This window comes from Candidatus Omnitrophota bacterium, from assembly GCA_026387175.1.
Taxonomy (GTDB): domain Bacteria; phylum Omnitrophota; class Gorgyraeia; order 2-01-FULL-45-10; family 2-01-FULL-45-10; genus CAIMPC01.
The window spans coordinates 19,375-40,128 of sequence record JAPLME010000001.1 but is presented as its reverse complement, the minus strand read 5'-3'; the positions used below and the strand labels follow the sequence as shown (position 1 = coordinate 40,128).

General features: G+C 49.8%; 19 protein-coding genes and 1 pseudogene. All 20 read left to right on the top strand.

Annotated elements, in window-relative coordinates; all coding sequences use genetic code 11:
• Nucleotides 1–6: 6 nt before the first annotated feature.
• The gene (rpmF, locus tag NTY76_00180) at nucleotides 7–207 is read left to right on the top strand and encodes a 50S ribosomal protein L32 (GenBank protein MCX5677515.1); all 201 of its coding nucleotides are present in this window, start codon (nucleotides 7–9) and stop codon (nucleotides 205–207) included.
• A gap of 33 nt (nucleotides 208–240) precedes the next feature.
• The gene (gene plsX, locus NTY76_00175; GenBank protein MCX5677514.1) at nucleotides 241–1,230 is read left to right on the top strand and encodes a phosphate acyltransferase PlsX; all 990 of its coding nucleotides are present in this window, start codon (nucleotides 241–243) and stop codon (nucleotides 1,228–1,230) included.
• A 1-nt stretch (nucleotide 1,231) separates the two neighbouring features.
• Entirely contained in the window at nucleotides 1,232–2,218 is a 987-nt protein-coding gene (locus tag NTY76_00170; GenBank protein MCX5677513.1) for a ketoacyl-ACP synthase III, read from the top strand.
• A complete protein-coding gene (fabD, locus tag NTY76_00165) occupies nucleotides 2,212–3,141 on the top strand; it encodes an ACP S-malonyltransferase (GenBank protein MCX5677512.1) in 930 nt (309 codons plus the stop codon). The genes NTY76_00170 and fabD overlap by 7 nt, the downstream gene beginning before the upstream one ends.
• A gap of 21 nt (nucleotides 3,142–3,162) precedes the next feature.
• Nucleotides 3,163–4,605, top strand: a complete 1,443-nt coding sequence (locus tag NTY76_00160) for a tetratricopeptide repeat protein (protein ID MCX5677511.1) — start codon at nucleotides 3,163–3,165, stop codon at nucleotides 4,603–4,605.
• 7 nt (nucleotides 4,606–4,612) lie between these two features.
• Nucleotides 4,613–5,191 carry a rubrerythrin family protein gene (locus NTY76_00155; GenBank protein MCX5677510.1) on the top strand — a complete coding sequence of 193 codons (579 nt, stop codon included), beginning with the start codon at nucleotides 4,613–4,615 and terminating at the stop codon, nucleotides 5,189–5,191.
• A gap of 14 nt (nucleotides 5,192–5,205) precedes the next feature.
• Nucleotides 5,206–6,861 (top strand): SPASM domain-containing protein, encoded by a 1,656-nt coding sequence (locus tag NTY76_00150; GenBank protein ID MCX5677509.1) that lies wholly within the window; start codon nucleotides 5,206–5,208, stop codon nucleotides 6,859–6,861.
• An 11-nt stretch (nucleotides 6,862–6,872) separates the two neighbouring features.
• The gene (locus NTY76_00145) at nucleotides 6,873–7,415 is read left to right on the top strand and encodes a YbhB/YbcL family Raf kinase inhibitor-like protein (GenBank protein ID MCX5677508.1); all 543 of its coding nucleotides are present in this window, start codon (nucleotides 6,873–6,875) and stop codon (nucleotides 7,413–7,415) included.
• 138 nt (nucleotides 7,416–7,553) lie between these two features.
• The gene (gene groES, locus NTY76_00140) at nucleotides 7,554–7,841 is read left to right on the top strand and encodes a co-chaperone GroES (protein MCX5677507.1); all 288 of its coding nucleotides are present in this window, start codon (nucleotides 7,554–7,556) and stop codon (nucleotides 7,839–7,841) included.
• Nucleotides 7,842–7,852: 11 nt separating this feature from the next.
• Nucleotides 7,853–9,496: pseudogene (groL, locus tag NTY76_00135) on the top strand (chaperonin GroEL).
• A 141-nt stretch (nucleotides 9,497–9,637) separates the two neighbouring features.
• On the top strand, nucleotides 9,638–10,012 hold the full coding sequence (locus NTY76_00130; GenBank protein MCX5677506.1) for a response regulator: 375 nt from the start codon (nucleotides 9,638–9,640) through the stop codon (nucleotides 10,010–10,012).
• 73 nt (nucleotides 10,013–10,085) lie between these two features.
• Nucleotides 10,086–11,249: a GuaB3 family IMP dehydrogenase-related protein gene (locus tag NTY76_00125; protein MCX5677505.1), complete on the top strand. Its 1,164-nt coding sequence runs from the start codon at nucleotides 10,086–10,088 to the stop codon at nucleotides 11,247–11,249.
• A 33-nt stretch (nucleotides 11,250–11,282) separates the two neighbouring features.
• Nucleotides 11,283–14,729 (top strand): DNA polymerase III subunit alpha, encoded by a 3,447-nt coding sequence (locus NTY76_00120; GenBank protein MCX5677504.1) that lies wholly within the window; start codon nucleotides 11,283–11,285, stop codon nucleotides 14,727–14,729.
• 281 nt (nucleotides 14,730–15,010) lie between these two features.
• Nucleotides 15,011–15,448, top strand: coding sequence for a hypothetical protein (locus NTY76_00115; GenBank protein ID MCX5677503.1), 438 nt, complete (start codon nucleotides 15,011–15,013; stop codon nucleotides 15,446–15,448).
• 57 nt (nucleotides 15,449–15,505) lie between these two features.
• Nucleotides 15,506–15,778, top strand: a complete 273-nt coding sequence (locus NTY76_00110; protein ID MCX5677502.1) for an integration host factor subunit beta — start codon at nucleotides 15,506–15,508, stop codon at nucleotides 15,776–15,778.
• Nucleotides 15,779–15,804: 26 nt separating this feature from the next.
• Nucleotides 15,805–17,076 (top strand): histidine--tRNA ligase, encoded by a 1,272-nt coding sequence (gene hisS, locus NTY76_00105; protein ID MCX5677501.1) that lies wholly within the window; start codon nucleotides 15,805–15,807, stop codon nucleotides 17,074–17,076.
• On the top strand, nucleotides 17,070–18,833 hold the full coding sequence (aspS, locus tag NTY76_00100; protein ID MCX5677500.1) for an aspartate--tRNA ligase: 1,764 nt from the start codon (nucleotides 17,070–17,072) through the stop codon (nucleotides 18,831–18,833). The genes hisS and aspS overlap by 7 nt, the downstream gene beginning before the upstream one ends.
• Nucleotides 18,834–18,854: 21 nt before the next feature.
• Complete coding sequence (gene ybeY / locus NTY76_00095; protein ID MCX5677499.1) at nucleotides 18,855–19,331, top strand: rRNA maturation RNase YbeY; 477 nt, start codon at nucleotides 18,855–18,857, stop codon at nucleotides 19,329–19,331.
• Nucleotides 19,289–19,987 carry a diacylglycerol kinase gene (locus NTY76_00090; protein ID MCX5677498.1) on the top strand — a complete coding sequence of 233 codons (699 nt, stop codon included), beginning with the start codon at nucleotides 19,289–19,291 and terminating at the stop codon, nucleotides 19,985–19,987. Before ybeY ends, NTY76_00090 begins: the two co-directional genes overlap by 43 nt.
• A gap of 4 nt (nucleotides 19,988–19,991) precedes the next feature.
• Nucleotides 19,992–20,741, top strand: a complete 750-nt coding sequence (gene recO / locus NTY76_00085; protein ID MCX5677497.1) for a DNA repair protein RecO — start codon at nucleotides 19,992–19,994, stop codon at nucleotides 20,739–20,741.
• Nucleotides 20,742–20,754: the final 13 nt, after the last annotated feature.

Here is a 20,754-nt window from a genome sequence, read left to right as displayed (position 1 = left end):
ATAAACATGCCGAATCCAAAACGTAAACATTCGAAGGCCAGGCGCGATAAGCGCAGGAGCGCGAACAGCAAGATGTACGCTGTTAACCTGTCGATCTGTTCAAATTGCAAAAAGCCCAGAATGTCGCACAGCGTCTGTCCTTATTGCGGATATTATAAAGGGAAGCCTGTGCTGGTAATCGAGACACTCGAAGAGAAGCAGAAATAAAGAAAATATTTTTAAGATCGGAGGTAGAGACCGATGAAGATAGTAGTCGACGCTATGGGCAGCGAGATGGGAACGTCCGTAGAGGTTGAAGGGGCCATACAGGCGGTAAAAGAGTATGGCCATGACGTTATTCTCGTAGGGGATGAGGCTGTTATAAAAAAAGAGCTCGCTAAATTTCCCGGGGCTGATGGCAAGATATCCGTGATACATGCGCCCGAGAGGATCGAGATGAATGAGCCCGCGGCGCTTTCAGTAAGACGTAAGCGTAAATCTTCGATAGTGGTCGGCCTTGAGCTGCTTAAACGGAACGAGGCGGACGGTTTTGTGAGCGCCGGAAACACAGGCGCTGTGGTTTGCGCGGCGACGCTTTCATTGAGGATGCTGCCCGGTATCGAGAGGCCCGGCATAGCTATAGCTATACCCACTATGGCGGGTGTTTCTGTAATCATCGACGTGGGCGCGAATATTGACCCGAAAGCTCTTCATCTTTTTCAATATGGTATTATGGCGGACGCCTACTGCCGTTACATACTACATAAAGATAATCCCAAGATAGGGCTTCTGAATGTCGGTGAAGAGGAGACCAAAGGAACCGAGTTCATCAAAGAAGCGCATACTCTTCTTAGCGAATCGAAGCTTAATTTCCTCGGCAATATAGAAGGCCGCGATATTTATGTAGGAAACGCCGACATAGTAATATGCGACGGATTTGTGGGCAATGTCATACTTAAGGTGTCGGAAAGTGTTATCGATACATTGGTGAAACTCATTAAAAAAGAGATCAAATCTAACCCGATCGCGATGATAGGCGCGGTGCTGGTAAGCACGGCTTTCAAGGGGCTGAAGAAGAAGATGGACTATGCCGAATACGGCGGAGCTCCGCTTCTGGGTATCGACGGCACTTGTATAATAAGCCACGGCTCATCGACACCGAAAGCTATCAAAAACGCGATCCGCGTGGCCGCTGAATTCAAGGAACAGAATGTCAACAAGCATATAATGGAAGCGTTGGAGAGTTACTAATATGTGTGAACCTAAAAAAGTGGGGATACTGGGATTGGGCAAATATCTGCCCAGCAAGATCCTCACGAATAAGGACCTGGAGAAAATAGTCGACACCACCGATGAATGGATAGTGTCAAGGACCGGCATAAGAGAGAGAAGGATAGCCCGCGCGGATGAAGCCACGAGCGATATGGCTACTATGGCCGCCAGGAGAGCCCTTGAGTCGGCTAAATTAAAGCCGGAGGATATAGACCTCATAATAGTCGCGACCATTACGCCCGATATGTTCTTCCCGGCGACCGCGTGCTTGGTCCAGGAGAAGCTCGGCGCAAGGACGGTCCCGGCGTTCGATATCAGCGTCGCGTGTTCCGGATTTATATACGGCTTCGCGATCGCGAGACAGTTTATAGCTTCAGGCGTTTATAAGCACGCCCTCGTGATAGCGTCTGAAAAGCTGTCATCGATAACGGACTGGACCGACCGCAATACATGCGTTCTCTTCGGAGACGGCGCCGGAGCCGCGGTGCTGGGCCCGGTGGAAGAAGGCGGCATACTTTCGACATATCTCGGCGCCGACGGACATCAGGGTGACCTGATAAAGCTTCCTGCGGGAGGATCCAGGATACCTGCCACAAAAAAGAGCATCGAAGATAAGCTTCATTTTATAAAGATGAACGGTTCGGAGCTTTTTAAACACGCCGTAAGGATAATGGCGGACGCGGCGGCCGAGGCCACGAAGCCCCTTGGGCTAAAGGCCGAAGATATCAATCTCGTCATACCTCACCAGGCGAACATCAGAATACTGCACGCCGCCGCAAGGCGCATGGGTCTCAGCACGGACAAGATATATCTCAACATTGAAAAGTATGGGAACATGTCGGCCGCCTCGAGCGCTGTGGCGCTGGTGGAAGCCGTCGAGGAAGGCAGGATAAAGAAGGGCGACAAGATACTGCTCGACGCGTTCGGCGGAGGGCTTACATGGGGAGCGATAGTAATAGAATGGTAGACACGGCTCTCATATTTCCCGGACAGGGCGCTCAATCCGCAGGGATGGGTAAAGACCTGTATGAGAATTTTGTCCAGGCCAGGGAGGTCTTTGATAAAGCGGACGCTATTCTGAAATTTGATTTGAAGAAACTCTGCTTCGAAGGCCCCCAGGAAGAACTTTCCACTACAAAGAATAGCCAGAGCGCCATATTGACTGCCAGTATAGCCGCCCTGCGGGTATTTGAGGCGTCGCCTCTTTACGCGACCTTCGCGCCAAAATTCAGCATGGGGCTGTCTCTGGGCGAATACACGGCCCTGGTCGCCGCTGGAAGCATATCGTTCGAAGACGCGCTTCTCCTGGTGAGAAAGCGCGGAGAGTTTATGGAGGAGGCCTCCAAAAAGAACCCCGGCAAGATGGCATGCGTGATCGGGATGGACATACATATGGTAGAGGAATTATGCAAAGGGTTCGGTTGCGAGATAGCGAACCTAAACTGCCCGGGGCAGATAGTTATATCCGGGAAGACAAATAATGTAGAGCTATTCGCGAGCATGGCCAAGGATAAGGGGGCCAAGCGCGTTATTATGCTCGATGTCAGCGGGCCGTTCCATTCATCGCTAATGACTACAGCGCGCGACAAATTGAAAGAGTATATAGACAACGTCCGAATCGCCCCGCCCGTTATACCGTTCATAAGTAATGTGGACGCGAAGGTCCAGGCCGATCCTGAAAAGATAAAAGAGAACCTTATCTCGCAGGTCAACTCCAGGACCCTCTGGGAAGAGTCTATGAGGCTCGTGATACGTTCCGGGGTGAAGACCTTTCTCGAGATCGGGCCCGGACAGGTCCTGAAAGGCCTCGCGAAAAAGATCGACCCAAAGCTGGAAGTGAAGAATATAGGGACATCGCAGGATATACAGCAGCCGGTTACGTCAGCATAATTTTCTCAAAACCCCCAAACCATGAAAATCACGTCCCGTACCAGGAATTTGGTCCTCATCGTTATTCTGACTCCCATCATTATACTTCTAGCTGTTTACTTTCTATCTCCGGACTTGTTGAACCTCAGCACTCCGGGCTCCTTCGAATATATCCGCAAAGGCGAAGCTCTCATGGATAAGGGCAAGTATGCCGATGCGATCCGGTATTATGAAAAGGCTTATGAGTCATCGCCTGAAAGCGAAGCTATCAGGAACAGCCTTGTTTACGCATATTCGACCTACGCCGTAAAGATGGCGGAGGTAGAAAAGTATGATAGCGGAATAGAGTATCTTTCGAAGGCATATGGCGTCGTGCAGAGCACTTACACCAGGCAGAATCTTGCGCTGATGTATGCCAAGAGGGCGGTATTTATGACAAGGAGGCCCGATTGGGCCAAGGCCCAGGAAGACCTGGATATGGCCCGCGAGATCGCCGATGATTCCGTCAACTGCCAGAGAAGCCTGGGTATAGCTTTATTTAATGACGCTGTAAATGAATTTAAGGCCGTAAGGAATGATGCGGCGATATTGCTGCTTAAAGAAGCTGTGCTGGTGTACGCGGATAGCCGGATATACGAATTTTTGGGCGATATTTACTATAAGAAGACAGAATTAGAGAAGGCTATTTTCTATTTCGATAAGGCGGCTAAACTCGATCCTGATAATAAAACTCTGGCCGAAAAACGCGAAAAAGCAAACAAGGAAGAGGCTGTATTGGTCGATCAGAGGACAAAGGTACTGCCTTACTTCGATATGAGGTATGATAAGGATCTTCCCGTGAACGCGGACATCATGGCGAAGATATTGGAGAGGGCCTATTTTGACGTGGGTAAGGATCTATCGTATCTTCCTAAAGCCAGGACTGTGGTTTTCTTCTATTCGGAAAAAGACTTCAGGGAGATATTTAAGATGCGCGATCTGGTCAGGGCATTTTATGACGGCAATATACGCATTCCCTTGCCTGTATCTGTATCGGAGGAAAAGGAGATGGTCAGCTATTTATACCATGAATATACCCATGCTATAATATCTGCGAAGACCAATAATAATTGTCCGGTCTGGCTCAGTGAAGGCATTGCCGTATACGAGGAGATTAAGCGGACCAGGCCCGGCGCTGTAATCAATATTCCGGCATACGCGAACAGTAAGCCCGATATTTCGATACAGGCGCTCGACCAGGTTTTCAGGAATCCCGGCGCTAATTCCCGCGAACTGGTATTGTCGTATATACTTGCCTATACGGCCGTTGAATATATAATAGATAATTGGGGGATGAAGGGACTGGACGGCATTCTCGAGGCTATATCCTCCGGCCGGCATGCTGTTAACGCTATAGACGACGAATGCCTGCTAAGCGAGAAAGAGTTCGATAAGAGATGGTCGGATTTTGTAATGAGTAAGTATATAAAAAAACAGGGAGGATAGGAAGATAATGAGTAAATCCATTCAGGGGACGGAGACGGAGAAAAATTTACTTGCGGCATTCGCCGGAGAATCGCAGGCGAGAAACAGATATACCTATTTCGCGAGCGCTGCCAGGAAGGAAGGCTATGAGCAGATAGCCAATATATTTATCGAGACCGCGGAGAACGAGAAAGAGCATGCCAAGGTCTTCTTCAAACATCTCGAGGGTGGCGAAGTAATGATAACCGCGGCCTATCCGGCCGGCTCGATAAAAGATACCCAGGCTAACCTGGAGGCCGCCGCGGCGGGTGAGAATATGGAATGGACCACCTTATATTCAGGCTTTGCAAAGACAGCCAGGAGCGAAGGTTTCCCGGAGATATGTAATTCCTTCGATCAGATATCGAAAGTCGAGAAGTACCATGAGGCGAGATATAGAAAGCTGATAGCTAATATCAGTAAGAAGGAAGTCTTCAGGAAAAAAGGAAATGTTAAGTGGCATTGCACTAATTGCGGATATGTCACAGAAGGCGCCCATGCCCCGGCCAAGTGCCCCGCATGCAAGCATCCGCAGGCATTTTTTGAGCTCTACAGCGAGAACTTCTAACGATAGGAATTGTAATGAGTAGAAAAGGTTTTTACCCGGAAGAGGTGCTGTTTTCTCCTACGACGGATTGCAACCTGTCCTGCGGCCATTGCGATATCCCAAAGAGCAGGAAGACGCTCTCCGCGAAGCATGCGGATAGATTCTTAATTGGATGCAGGAGGGTCGGAGTGAAGAGAGTGGGGTTTACCGGCGGCGAGCCTTTTCTGGCGCTCGATTTTTTATGCGCGCTCACTAAAAGGGCGGTTGGGGAAGGATTCTTATTTGATAGGATAATGACCAATGCCGTATGGTGGCACGACGAAAACGAATTGAAATGCTCTCTCGTCAGATTATTCAATGCCGGATACGACGGTTCGATATGCGTCAGTGTCGACGCGTTTCACAGGCAGAGCATCAGGAAAGTGGTGCGTTTCATAGAGCTTGCCGCCTGTATATGGAGAAGGTCTGATATCGTGTCGATCGCTTACACCTCCGGCGCGAAAGACAGAGAGACAAGAGCGAAATTAAATGTGCTGAATGCATTGGTGAAAAGAAGTGATAGCGGGATATTTCTCAGGACATTTAAGGTGGAGATCGCTCCTGTGGGAAGGGCGTTAAAATTTAGAGACCCATGGGGCGGTAAGTGGTTTAAGGAAGATTATTGCCGGGGGCCCGGTAACGTATTTTTTGTGATGCCGGACGGCGCTGTCAAGCCCTGCTGCGGCTATGCCACGGATAGAAAAGAGCTTTCGATAGGGAATATTAAAAAGGACTCTGCCAAAGATATAATGAAACATCTTAAAGAAAACAGATTTGTAGATGCGGTATTTAGCCGGGGCCTGAGTAAAATACGCGCTAGCCTGGAACGCGCCGGTGTGCGTTTTCCGGGTAAGGCCGACAGCCATTGTCACTTTTGCAATTACATCCTGACTAAAGTTCCGAGGGGTGTCCTCGCCAGGAGTCTCGCGGCGCTTGTCCTTGTGTTTATTTTAATAGCACAACAGGCCTTCGCCGGAGAGTTAAGAAGAGGCAAGGACTACCATGAGATATCGTCCGGCATTGTAAAACAGGTGAAGATACCGAGATGGTACCATGAGGGGCTATTCTATGAGGGTAAATCATTATGGCTGGCTAACGGCGAAAAGGGAGATATATGGGTCATAGACCCCCTCACGGGCCTGGTGACGTCGCGCATGGAGCCCGTGGCGGATTTTCCCGAGGCGCTTATCCGGACGGAAGATGGAACCCTCTTCACTACGGAATGGTATGCTAAAAAGATATACCGTGTAAAACTCGAAGGCGGCCTATTGGTCCCGGAAAGAGAGAGTTTATTCGAACCAGCCCATCCGGCCGGACTTGCCTGGAACGGTAAGAGCTTATTCGTGGTGACATGGACCAGAGGGATGGGGACAAAATTCCATATGATAGAGATGGACAGGGACCTGAAAGTGGTTAACAGTATCCGGATAAAGAATATACAGGAACCGGACCAGCTTGTCTGGGATGGAGAATATCTATGGATCTCGAGCTGGCATGCCAAGACTGTATATAAGGTAGATATCAATAAATGGGAGATTGTCGGATATTTCAAATCGCCGGTCTCAAAGACCACGGGGGTCGCGTGGGATGGTAAATATATGTGGGTGACCGGGACATACGGCGATCTATATCAGATGGAGATCGGCAAATGAAGGAGGCTTTTATGTATTATATAATAGCTTTTGTGGCAGTGGCTGTATTGTTCGTAATCTTTCAGCCGTGCGTGTGCGCTAAAGAGCGAGTTATCGAAAAACTCGAAGTTGCTTCGAGCGCGTTTAAGGAAGGCGAGATGATCCCGAAAAAATATTCAGCGTATGGAGAGAACATCTCGCCGGAGATCAGCTGGCCGAAGCCGCCTATAGGCACTAAGTGCTTTGCGCTCATATGCGAAGATCCCGACGCCCCTATCGGCATATGGACCCACTGGGTAGTTTTCAATATTCCCGGTAAATCGCGGGGGCTGAAAGAGAGTATCCCGCCGCATGAAGCGCTTGATGACGGAACGATACAGGGCCTGAATGATTCCAAGAGGATCGGTTATGACGGGCCCCGCCCGCCATTCGGTAACCATAGGTATTACTTTAAGGTATATGCGTTAGACACCCGCCTCAATCTCGGCGCGAGAGTTACCAGGGACGAGCTCCTGGAGGCCATGAAAGGGAATATCCTGGCCGAGGGCTCCGTCATGGGCCGCTACGCGAAGTAACATTTCGTTGCATAAAATAATAGTTGACAAATTTTCGGGCTTGAGTATAATCATACCTTGTTAGCACTCTTTTTGGTTGAGTGCTAATAACGGGTTTAGAAGAGGGTGTAAATATTAACAGGAGGGGGGAGAATAAATATGAAGATACAGCCATTGGCGGACAGAATAATGGTGGAAGTCCTCGAAGCTCAAGAGGTGACGAAGGGGGGCATTGTCCTTCCTGACTCGGCGCAGGAGAAGCCGCAGGAGGCGAAGGTGATCGCGGTCGGAAAAGGCAAAGTTACGACCGAGGGCAAAGTGGTGACTCCGGAAGTGAAGCCGGGCGACAAGGTCCTGTTCGGAAAATATTCCGGGACAGAGATAAAGGTTGACGGAAAAGAGTACCTTATTCTGAAAGAAGAAGATATTTTAGCTATAGTAAAATAGGAGGCGGTAAAATGGCAAAGCAACTACTATATAGCGAGGAAGCTCGCAGGGCGATCCTGAGAGGCGTTGAGCAGCTCGCCAGGGCAGTGAAGGTGACGCTCGGTCCCAAGGGGCGCAATGTGGTGCTGGACAAGAAGTTCGGCGCGCCGACCATAACTAAGGACGGCGTAACCGTAGCAAAAGAGATCGAGCTTAAGGACCCGTATGAGAATATGGGCGCGGAGCTAGTTAAAGAGGTCGCGTCAAAGACCTCCGATATAGCCGGTGACGGCACGACCACAGCGACGCTATTGGCCGAATCCATATTCAGAGAGGGTATGAAGAACGTGACCGCCGGCGCGAACCCGATGGCATTGAAGCGCGGCATAGAAAAGGCAGTGGAGAGAGTTGTGGAGGAGCTTGGTAAGCTTGCTAAGCCGATCAACGTTAAGGATAAGAAGGAAGTGTCTCAGGTCGCTTCGATCGCGGCAAATAACGACCACGAGATCGGGGATCTGATAGCCGATGCGATGACTAAAGTCGGAAAAGACGGTGTCATCACCGTAGAGGAAGGCAAAGCTTCAAAGACAGAGCTTGAACTTGTAGAAGGCATGGAATTCGACCAGGGATATCTTTCACCGTACTTCGTGACGGACGCGGAGAAGATGGAAGTTTCACTGGAAGATCCCTATATACTGATCCATGAGAAGAAGATATCGAGCATGAAGGATATAATCCCTCTCCTGGAAAAAGTAGCCAGGGCCGGAAAGCCGCTCCTCATCATCTCTGAAGAGACTGAAGGGGAAGTGTTGGCGACGCTGGTTGTGAATAAGATCAGGGGCACATTACAGTGCGCCGCGGTCAAGGCGCCAGGCTACGGAGACAGAAGAAAGGCTATGCTCGAGGATATCGCGGTTCTTACCGGAGGTAAGGCCATAACCGAAGACCTCGGGATAAAACTTGAGAACGTGTAGATCGAGGAGCTCGGCAGAGCGAAGAGAATAAGGATAGATAAGGATAACACCACGGTCGTTGAAGGCGCCGGCAAGACTGCCGATATACAGGCCAGGATAAGCCAGATAAAGAAGCAGATCGAGGATACTGATTCTGATTATGACAAAGAGAAGCTGCAAGAGCGCCTGGCTAAGTTGGCCGGCGGAGTAGCGGTAATCAATGTCGGAGCGGCAACGGAGACCGAGATGAAGGAGAGAAAAGCCAGAGTTGAGGATGCTCTCCACGCAACAAGGGCTGCGGTCGAGGAAGGTATCGTGCCGGGCGGCGGAGTAGCGCTGCTCAGGTGTGTCGATGTGCTCGATAAGGTGAAAGCTTCAGGCGATGAACAGATCGGCGTGAATATCATAAGGAGAGCTCTCGAAGAGCCTATCCGGACGATAGCCAATAACGCCGGCATGGAAGGATCGGTAGTATTGCAGAAGGTGAAAGAGATGAAGACCAACGAAGGATATGACGCCGATAAGAATGCTTACGGCGACATGATGGCGGCCGGTATCATCGATCCGAAGAAGGTTACTCGTTCGGCTCTGCAGAATGCCGCGTCTATCGCGTCATTGATGATCACGACCGAGGCGATCGTGACCGATATCCCCGAGGAGGAGAAAGCACCCGCAGGTATGCCGGGCGGAATGCCCCCGGGCGGTATGGGCGGGATGTATTAAAGGGTAATCAGTTGTTAGCTGTGGTTGTTATTGATAGAGATGGCCCTGAGAGAACTCAGGGCCATCTCTATTTAACATCGAAAATATATGCTTCCCATAACAATATCTTTATGAGATAATATTATAAAGGAAGGATTGAAAATGAAAAAGATATTGATAATCGATGACGAAGCGGAATTTTGCAGAGTGGTTAAGCAAAATCTGGAAATGAAGGGCGATTATCGTGTAGAGGTTGCTACGGACGGCAAAGGCGGAATAGACGCTGCATTGCGGAATAAGCCCGATTTGATACTGCTCGATATCATCATGCCCGGGATGGGAGGATTCGACGTTCTGCGAGAACTGAAAAGTAAAAAAGAGACCACCTCGATACCGGTTATTATGCTTACGGCGGTAGATAGCGAGGAAGCTAAAGAAAAAGCTCTCGGCCTGTATGACGAGGAATATATAGTAAAACCTGTTCTGCTCGGCGACCTGGACTCAAAGATCAAGGCGGTATTATCGCGCAGGTTTTAGGCTTTGGTTTTAAGCATTGACAAACGGCATTAAATTTTATATTATCTTAACTAAAATAATTACGGAGAAATAGATGGCACAGTTCTATATAGGCGTTGACAGAAAAGTCAGGCGTTGCTACGGCTTTAACGAGATCGCTTTGGTGCCCGGCAGGGTCACCATAAATCCCGAAGAGGTCGATACCACGCTGGTGCTAGGTGGAAAAAAATATCGTGTGCCGATACTTGCCGCGGCTATGGACGGTGTTGTCGATGTTAAGTTTGCCATTGCCATGGGAAAGCTCGGAGGCATCGCCGTGTTGAACCTAGAGGGCGTGCAGACGAGGTACGATAACCCCGAAGAGGTCCTTGAGAAGATCGCGAGCGCCACCCCGGAGGAAGCGACAAATCTCGTGCAGGGCATATATCTGGAGCCTATCAAGGAGAAGCTCATTTCGCGAAGGATCGAAGAGATAAAGAAGGGCGGCGCCGAAGCAGTGGTGAGCGCTATACCCCAGAGAGCCGAGCGTTTTGCCGCGATTGCCGAGGAGTCCGGAGCGGGCGCTTTCGTCGTGCAGTCCACAGTTACCACGGTAAAGCATATCTCGAAGTCCTATAAGGTCCTCGATTTCAAGAAATTTTGCAAATCTACCAAGCTTCCTGTTATTATCGGTAACTGCGTCGGATACGAAGTCGCGCTGGAGCTTATGGGGACCGGCTGCAGCGGGCTCCTGGTAGGCATTGGCCCTGGCGCCGCTTGTACCACCAGAGGCGTCCTCGGTATCGGAGTTCCTCAGGTTACGGCAACGATAGATTGCGCGGCCGCAAGGGACGCTTACTACAAAAAGACGAAGAAGTATGTTCCAATAATAACCGACGGCGGCATGTCAACGGGCGGCGATATATGCAAGGCGTTCGCATGCGGCGCGGATGCTGTGATGGTCGGTTCCGCTTTCGCCAGATCCAAAGAGGCCCCTGGAAAAGGATTTCACTGGGGAATGGCTACGCCGCACGCTAACCTGCCCAGAGGCACGAGGGTCAGGGTCGGCGTCATGGGGTCGCTCGAAGAGATATTGTACGGCCCGGCGAAGGTTGACGACGGATCGCAGAATCTGATGGGAGCTCTCCAGACATCCATGGGCAATGTAGGCGCGAAGAACATCAAAGAGATGCAGAAGACGGAAATCATTATCGCGCCGGCGATCCAGACAGAAGGAAAAGTATTCCAGGCCGCTCAGCGGGTTGGAATGGGAAAATAGATAGATCAAAATGCAGGTCCGAGCTTTATTCCGATGACTCACTCCGATTTTGTCCACCTTCACCTCCACACACAGTATAGTCTGCTGGACGGCGCATGCCAGCTTGAGACCCTTATAGCGAAATTAAAAGAATACCGCATGGGCGCCTGCGCCATAACCGACCACGGCAATATGTTTGGCGCTATAGAGTTCTACGACCTCGCTATGAAGAACGGTATAAAGCCCATCATAGGAAGCGAGGTATATATAGCGCCCGATTCCAGGTTCGAGAAATCGAGCCGCGGCATCCAGGACGCATCGTATCACCTTATATTGCTTGCGAAAAATGAGACGGGATACAAGAACCTCATGAAGCTCGTCTCCTGCGGATTCCTCGAAGGCTTTTATTACCGTCCCAGAATAGATAAAGAGATATTAGCCGAGTATTCTAAGGGGCTCATCTGCACCTCCGCCTGCCTTAAGGGCGAAATACCGCATCTGATCAATACTGGACGCATAGACCAGGCCAGAAAAGTTGTCGACGAATACAAGTCAATTTTCGGAAAAGATAATTTTTACCTGGAGATCCAGGATAACCTCATACCCGAGCAGGATAAGGTCAATGAGGAGATCATAAAGATCGCGAAAGATATGGATATAGGGCTTGTCGCGACAAATGACGTTCATTACATCGAAAAAGAACACGCCAGGGCTCACGAGGTCCTTCTCTGCATACAGACGCAGACGACGATGGATGATCCTAACAGGATGAAGTTCCAGACCGAGGAGTTCTATTTTAAATCCAAAGAAGAGATGAGCCGCACCATAGCGGGCATAGCTCCGGAAGCCATAAGAAATACGATGGTCATCGCCGAAAAGTGCAATCTCGAACTCGATTTCAAGAAGCACCATCTTCCGAATTATCATGTGCCCGAGGGCTATACGAGGGAAGGGTACCTGAGGGAACTCGTCGATGAAGGGCTTAAGAAGAGATATCCGGAAGGGGATGCTGTTGTCAAGGCCCGAGTCGATCATGAATTGAAGGTCATAGAGAAGTTCGGCTATCCCAGCTACTTCCTGATCGCCTGGGACTTTGTTAACTACGCCAAGCAGAATGGTATTCCCGTGGGCCCGGGGAGAGGAAGCGCGGCGGGAAGCGTGGTGAGTTATGCCCTCGGCATCACAAATATTGACCCCCTCAAATATGATCTCTTATTTGAGAGGTTCCTGAATCCCGAGAGGATCAGCCTGCCCGATATAGACATAGATTTCTGCTACGAGCGCCGCGCTGAAGTCATAGACTATGTTGTGAAGAAGTATTCAAAGGAGAACGTCGCTCAGATAATAACATTCGGAACGATGATGGCCAGGGCAGCCATAAGAGATACAGGCAGGGCCCTGGGTATCGCTTATGCCGACGTCGATAAGATCGCTAAGCTCGTCCCGACGGAACTGGGCATTACGCTGGCTCAGGCGATGGAGCAGGAACCGGAGTTAAAAACTCTGTATAAGAACGATCCGAAAATAACCGAGCTCATCGATGTGTCGATGGTGCTCGAGGGCTTGACGCGCCATGCCTCAACGCATGCCGCAGGCATAGTTATAAGCGAACAGCCGCTGGTGAACTACGTCCCGCTCTATAAGATCCAGGAAGGCCAGATCACGACAGCCTATCCGATGACCTCTCTTGAGAAGATAGGCCTCCTTAAGATGGATATGTTGGGGCTTCGCACGCTCACTGTGCTAAGCGAAACGGTGAAGATAATAAAGCGGACGCAAAATATTGACCTTGATCTGGATAGTATTTCGATAGAGGACAAAAAGACTTACAAGCTCCTCGCCAATGCCGAGTCGAACGGAGTCTTTCAGCTGGAAAGTTCCGGCATGAGAGATCTATTGAAGAAGCTCAATCCTGAGAAATTCGAGGATATCATAGCGCTCCTGGCGCTATTCAGGCCCGGCCCGATAGGATCGGGAATGCTCGACGATTTCATGAAGCGTAAGCATGGAGAGATGAAGTTCCACTACGACCATAAATTGCTGGAGCCGATACTGAAAGAGACTTACGGAGTCATTCTCTATCAGGAACAGGCCATGAGGATAGCGAATAACCTCGCCGGATTCTCGCTTGCTCAGGCCGATAACTTAAGGCGGGCTATGGCGAAGAAGACGCCCGAGGTTATGGCCGAGATGAGGAACTTGTTCGTAGCCGGCTGTCTCAAAAACAATATCGATAAACGCAGCGCCGACAAGATATTCGACCAGATCGCGTTCTTCGCGGGCTATGGGTTCAATAAGTCTCACTCTACCGCATACGCCCTGATAAGCTACAGGACCGCTTATCTTAAGGCCAATTTTCCGGTCGAGTTCATGACGGCGCTTCTGACCAGTGAAAAGGACAATCTCGATAAGATCGCCCAGTATATCGGCGAGGCGCATAAGATGGGTATAAAGATATTGCCGCCGGATATAAACGAGAGCTACTCAAATTTCACAGTAGTCAGCGGCTCTATAAGGTTCGGTCTGGCCGCGATCAAGAATGTCGGAGCGGGAGCGATAGAGTCCATAATCGAGACCAGGAAAAAACATGATAAGTTCAAGACCATCTATGATTTTACGGAAAAGGTGGACTCACGACTCGTTAACAGAAAGGTCATAGAGAGCCTGATCAAATGCGGTGCGATGGACTCATTGGGTCTGTTCAGATCGCAGTTGTCGGCCATGATAGATAAGGCCCTCGATGTTGCCGGCGGGATACAGAAGGACAGGATGAACGGGCAGCTCTCGTTCTTCGACAGGTTCGAGGATGAGGAGAGCTTCAAGAAGACGTTCCAGGAGATACCGAATATTCCGGAGTGGCCCGAGAGCCAGCTTCTTACGTATGAAAAGGAGATGCTGGGGCTATATATCACCAAGCATCCTCTGGCGAGATTCGAGAACGTGATCCGCACATATTCGACATGCGCTACCACGGACCTGCGGGGCCGCAAGGATGGCGATGAGGTTCTGCTCGGAGGTATAATATCGAAGACCAAATTCACGGTCACGAAGCGCACCGGAGAGAAGATGGCGATAGTGACGCTGGAGGACCTTGACGGGTCGGTGGAGGCCCTGATATTCCCGGCCACATTTGCAAAGGCTTCGGCATTGGTAAAGCTGGACGCGGTATTATTCATGAAAGGGCGCCTTAGTCTGAGGGAAGAGGAGCCAAAGCTCATAGTCAATGAAATATCCGCCCTCGAATCCGTGAAGATGAAGTATACCAAGGCCATAAGCATAGAGCTTCTCACCGCGGGCCTTGAGATGGGCGCATTGGATAAGCTGAAAAAAGTCCTCTCCAGATACCCGGGAGCCGTGCCCGCCTATCTTAAATTTGTCAAACCGGACGGCACTAAGGCCGTCGTGACGATGGGCAATAATTTCCTTATAGAGCCTCACGAAGGGCTCGTGCGCGATATCGAAAAGATATTCGGCCAGGACGTCGTCAACTTTCGGACGTAAATTTTTGGTCGTCCCCAGTCAGGCGGTTACCTTGGTGGCCGCCTTCCGCTTGTCGCGAATTTACATTAGGCATGTAAATTCGCTGTGGTGAAAATGCGATGATAAAGCCTATATCGCCTTAAAGTATCGCATTTTCACGACAGTCGCTCCAGGCGGGCCACCAAAGTAAACGCCGGACTGAGATGTTTCTAGGATATTTTCGCCATTAGATAGTTGTAAAAATCTGCCCTTGACAATATTTTGCGGCAATGTTACCATAACTCGTTGAAAAATAGGATGTTATGATAGATAAAAAGACAGAAGCCGATATAAAGGCGCTCAAGAGTTTTCTGGAATTCTGGACGAAATTTCGTTCCATATATGACGAAACCCTGTCCAAGGATATTATATCTGACGAAGATGAGGGCAAGTTTCTTGGGGTAAGGGACGTGATAAAATCCAAATATACGGTATTGAGCAATAGCCTGGACTTTAAGTATGTGCCGCGCTCCCGGCTGACGGATCCGGTGGAAGGGGTCCTCGCGATAAAAGGCATAAGGCTGATGTCCGAGAAGAACCTTAAAAAATTGAATGAGGACTGGAGAGATTCGTACGTTTTTCTGAATAGTATCAGCGAACGTCTTAAGAACAAACGGAAACGATTGGAAGATTTTAATCCTATAGCCGTATTTTTCAAAAGATTCTTTGAACATAAGGGCGGATTGTCGCGCAAAGGCTGATGTCGGAGACATCAGCACTTAGCCTGTAATATGGCTTAATAAACTTGGAGAGCCGAAATGACAAAAAAAGAGATAGTGCTGAAGATATCGGAAGAGACGAATATTAAGCAGATCGATGTGAAGGTGGTGGTGCAGAGAATGCTCGATCACATAGTCGCGGCTCTTGCGAACGGCGAGACGGTGGAACTGAGGAATTTTGGGGTCTTCAAAGTGAAATCGAGAAGGTCGAGGATAGGAAGGAACCCGAAAACAGGCGCGGTGGTGCCGATACCGGAGAGAAAGGTCGTATCCTTTAAGGTCGGCATGGTTATGAAGAAGAAGGTTAAGTAGTTAATAGCTATCGGGAGGATGTAAAATTGGAATACAAGTCCGTGCGAGGGATGGAGGATATGCTGCCTCAGGATGCGTGGATCTGGCACGATATAGAGGCCGCGGCCCGTCGGGAGTTTGAGTCCTCAGGATATTCCGAGATACGAACGCCGATATTGGAGGATACCTCTGTCTTCGTGCGCGGCATCGGCGAGACCACCGATATAGTTACGAAGGAGATGTTTACTTTCCCGGACAGGAAAGAGCGCTCTCTCACGATGAGACCCGAAGGTACCGCGCCCATAGTCAGGGCCTACATTGAACATGCTCTCCTGCGCGAGGCGTCGATCAGCAGGCTATATTATATAGGCCCGATGTTCAGGGCCGAGCGCCCGCAAAAAGGGCGCTTGAGGCAATTCTTCCAGATAGGCGCCGAAGTGATAGGTTCGAATTCCCCTTTTGCCGACATAGAAGCCATAGCGCAGATCAATAATTTGATGAAGAGGTTTGCCCTAAAAGGCTTTAATATAAAATTGAATACGCTCGGTTGTAAAGCCGATAAGGCCAAATTCGCGCAGAACCTTAAGAACTACCTGAGCGGTAAGAGCTCGCAGCTCTGCGACGACTGCAGGTCAAGGATGGAAAAGAATGTGCTCAGGGTGCTCGATTGTAAAAATCCGGGGTGCAAAGAGATTGTGAAGGATGCCCCGAACGTCATCGAGAGCCTCTGCGACGGTTGCAGGGGGCATTTTGAAAAAGTTAAAGGCAACCTTACGGCGCTCGGAATAAAATTTGAGGAAACTAAGAATCTCGTCAGGGGGCTGGATTACTATACGGGGACCGTCTTCGAGATCACGCATCCGTCTTTGGGCGGTCAGGACGCGATAGGCGCCGGCGGAAGATACGACAATCTGGTGAAGGATATGGGCGGGGCGGACGTCGGCGCGGTAGGCTATGCTCTCGGTATCGAAAGGATGATCATAGCGCTAAAGGCCGAAGGCCGGAGCCCGGAACCCGGGAATATAATATATATAGCGACGATGGGAGACGCGGCAAAGCTAGAGGGAATAAAGATCGCGCAAAAGCTTAGGGATGGAGTGGGTCGGGAAAATATAACGGTGCTTACGGACATCGGCGAGACATCTTTAAAATCGCAGCTCCGGAGCGCGGATAAGAATAAAGCAAAGATCGTTATTATGATAGGGGAGGATGAATTGAAACAGGGCAAAGCGACTGTAAAAGACATGAGCGGTAAGGAGCCTCAGGCGATGGTCAGCATGGGTTCTATTGTCGAGGAAGTGAGAAAGGCTTTATGTTAAGGACGCATACCTGCGGCGAGCTTAAAGCTAAGAACATAGGTGAGACTTCTACGCTTTGCGGCTGGGTCGGCGCAAGACGCGATCATGGCAACCTGATATTTATAGATATCCGTGACGGATACGGTCTGACTCAGGTGGTTTTTAATCCTAAGCTTAATGCGGAACTGCACAAAAAATCGGAAGAGCTGAGGTCCGAATTCGTTATAAGGGTGAGCGGCAAGATCGAGAGAAGGCCCGCCGGCACGGAGAACCCGAAGCTTCCGACGGGCCAGATCGAGCTAGCCGCCGAATCACTCGAGATCCTGAATAAGGCGAACACTACGCCGTTCGAGATAACGGATGACGCATCCGTCACTGAAGAGAGCCGGTTGAAATACAGATATCTGGATCTGAGGCGCGGCCCTATGCAGAGGAACCTCAGGCTCAGACATAAGGTCTGTAAATCCGCGCGCGACTATTTTGACGAAAGAAATTTTGTAGAAGTGGAGACCCCGATACTTACCAAATCCACGCCTGAGGGCGCAAGGGACTATCTGGTGCCCTCGAGAGTGAACCCGGGCATGTTCTACGCGCTGCCCCAGTCGCCGCAGTTATTTAAACAGATACTAATGGTCGCCTCGTTCGATCGCTATTTTCAGATAGCAAAGTGTTTTCGGGACGAGGACTTGAGGGCCGACAGGCAGCCTGAATTCACCCAGTTCGATATAGAGATGTCATTTGTCACGGAAGATGACGTCTATGAGCTCTCGGAAGGGTTGATGAAAAAACTCTTTAAAGACGCGATAGGCATCGAGCTGAAGACCCCGTTTCCGAGGCTGAAATACGCGGATTCTATCGCAAGATACGGCTGCGACAAGCCCGATATAAGGTTTGGGCTCGAGCTGGTCGAGATAACGGATATAGTTAAAGATTGCCAGTTCAAGATATTCCGGGATGTTGCGGGTAAACTTGGTAAGGTCATTGCCATAAACGCCAAAGGATGCGCTTCATATTCCCGCTCTCAGGTGGATGAATTGATAGAATTTGTAAAAGAGTATGGCGCGAAAGGGCTCGCAAACTTCAAATGTGAAGCGTCAGGCCTCGTATCCCAGATCGATAAGTTCTTCTCGAAAGAAGAGCTGGAAGCTATAAGGATTGCGCTCAATGCTTCCGACGGCGACATGATATTCATCGTTGCCGATAAGAAGAAGATCGCATACGATGCAATGTCGAATCTGCGCAAGCTTCTTGGCAAGCGGCTGGGGCTTATAGACGAGAAGAGGTTCGAGTTCCTATGGGTCACTGACTTCCCGCTTTTTCAGTATAGCGAGGAAGACAAAAGATGGGTATCCGAGCACCACCCATTCACATCGGTCCACCCGGATGATATGAGACTGCTCGAAAAGGGCGAGTCGCTGGATAAAGTGAGATCGCGCTCGTACGATCTCGTCATCAACGGCACCGAGATAGGTTCCGGCAGTATAAGGATACATGACAGGCAGATGCAGGAACTGATATTCAAAACGATAGGTATCGATGAAGACGAGGCGAATTTAAGGTTCGGCTTCCTTCTCGACGCGTTCAAATACGGCGCTCCGCCTCACGGCGGCGTGGCGTTCGGCCTTGACCGCCTGATGACATTATTTGTCGGCTGCGATTCGATACGGGATGTTATAGCTTTCCCGAAGACGCAGAAGGCCTTCTGTCCGATGACGAACGCCCCTTCCGGCGTTGATGAGAAGCAGCTCAACGAACTTAATATCAAGATAAAGAGATAAGGAGCGCTCCTTAAAACGCGAATGCCAAGGTCAAACAAGATAATGGTAGTAAATCTCCATAAGTCGTATAATCTAAACAAACGGTATGCGCGAGACCTGGCAGCGGAAATATTAAAGATAATCAATAAGGACCGTCTGGTGGAGCTGGAGCTGATTTTTCTGGATGATAAATCCATCAGGAAATTCAATAGAAAATATAAATTCGAGGACAGGGCGACAGACGTATTGAGTTTTAAGATCGATAGAAAAGATTTCGGGCAGAAAGCCTTTCTGGGCGAGATAATGATATCCCTGGATACGGCTCTTGAAAATTCAAAGCTCTATGGCACTGGCTTTGCTGATGAGATCGTGCTCTACATTATACATGGCGTACTGCACCTGTTCGGCTATGATGACGGTACGGCCGTAGACAGCCGCAGGATGGATAGAAAACAGAACCGGATATTGGATAAATTATGCAGCTGCAAAAATTTATCGAAAGTTTTAACGCCGCAGTAGAAGGCTTCATATACGTCCTTAAGACGGAGCGCAATATGAGGACGCATTTCCTGACGGCGCTCCTTTTCCTTCTTCTTGGGATATACCTCAGTTTCTCGGCCGGCGAGATAATGATACTGGCCATAACGATAACGCTGGTGCTCTTCGCCGAGATGATAAATACCGCTATCGAACTTACCGTGGATATGATAAAGAAAGAATTTCATCCGATCGTGCGCATAATAAAGGATGTCTCCTCTGGCGCGGTGCTGCTCACGGCGATAAATGCTACGATCGTCGGTTATATTCTTTTCTATAAGAAGATTCCATTCAGCGTAGGTACGCAGCTTATCAACGTCAGGACCGCCCCGTGGCATATAACTTTTATAGCGCTGATACTCGTATTCGGCGCGAGCATACTGGGAAAGATCATATTTCATAAAGGCACTCCTCTGCGCGGCGGCATGCCGTCGGGGCATTCCGCGATCGCTTTCGCCATATGGACTATCATAGCTTTCTTCACCAATAACTCCATCGTCATAATACTGTCGTTCCTGATGGCGTTCCTCATAGCGCGCCACAGAGTGAAAGACGCCGTTCATACCGTGTGGGAAGTGATAGCGGGCGCTGTGCTCGGGATCCTTCTCGCGACATTAGTGTTCCAGATATTCCGCTGATACGATGCCGATACAAAAGAGCGACGGGATCTTGCTGCGCCGTCAGGACCTGAGAGAGACCAGCATACTGCTGACTTTTTATACCAGGGACTTTGGCAAGATAAAAGGGATAGTCCGCGGCGTCAGAGGGCCGAGAGCGTCTTTTGGCGGCGGGGCCTTCGAGCTATTCGCGCTTGACGAGATAGTGTTCTATGAGAGAAAGGGAGGCGAGATATTTACCATATCTCAGTGCGACCTTTTAAATTATTTCAACCCTATCAGGATGTCGCTCGAGAAACTTTCCTATGCCGCATATATGATAGAGCTTTTGGATTCGGTCACGAGTCTCTCGGATAAAAACAGTGAGGTCTTCGACCTAACCCTAAATAGCATAACTCTTCTCGAGGGCATTTCGAGCTACAGGCGCGCCGCGCGGATATTTGAGATAAAACTCCTGAGCTTGCTCGGGCTCATGCCCAATCTGGATGAGTGCGCGAACTGCGGCAAGAAAGCCGGCCCCAATCCCAGATTCAGCCTCCAGCACGGAGGGCTCATATGTAAGGAATGCCTCTCTACCGACAGGATGGCGGTATCGATACTGCCCGGCACGGTGAAATTCATGGAGCACATACGATCGTCATCATTCGAGAGAGCGGCCATGGTGAAGGTCTCCGCCGAGGTGGGTAAAGAGCTCGAGAGGCTGCTCCGCCGATACCTCGATTACCATATAGAGCGCCGCCTGAAGACCGTCCAGTTTATCAAAGAGATCGAGTAGATTTTTCGTATGA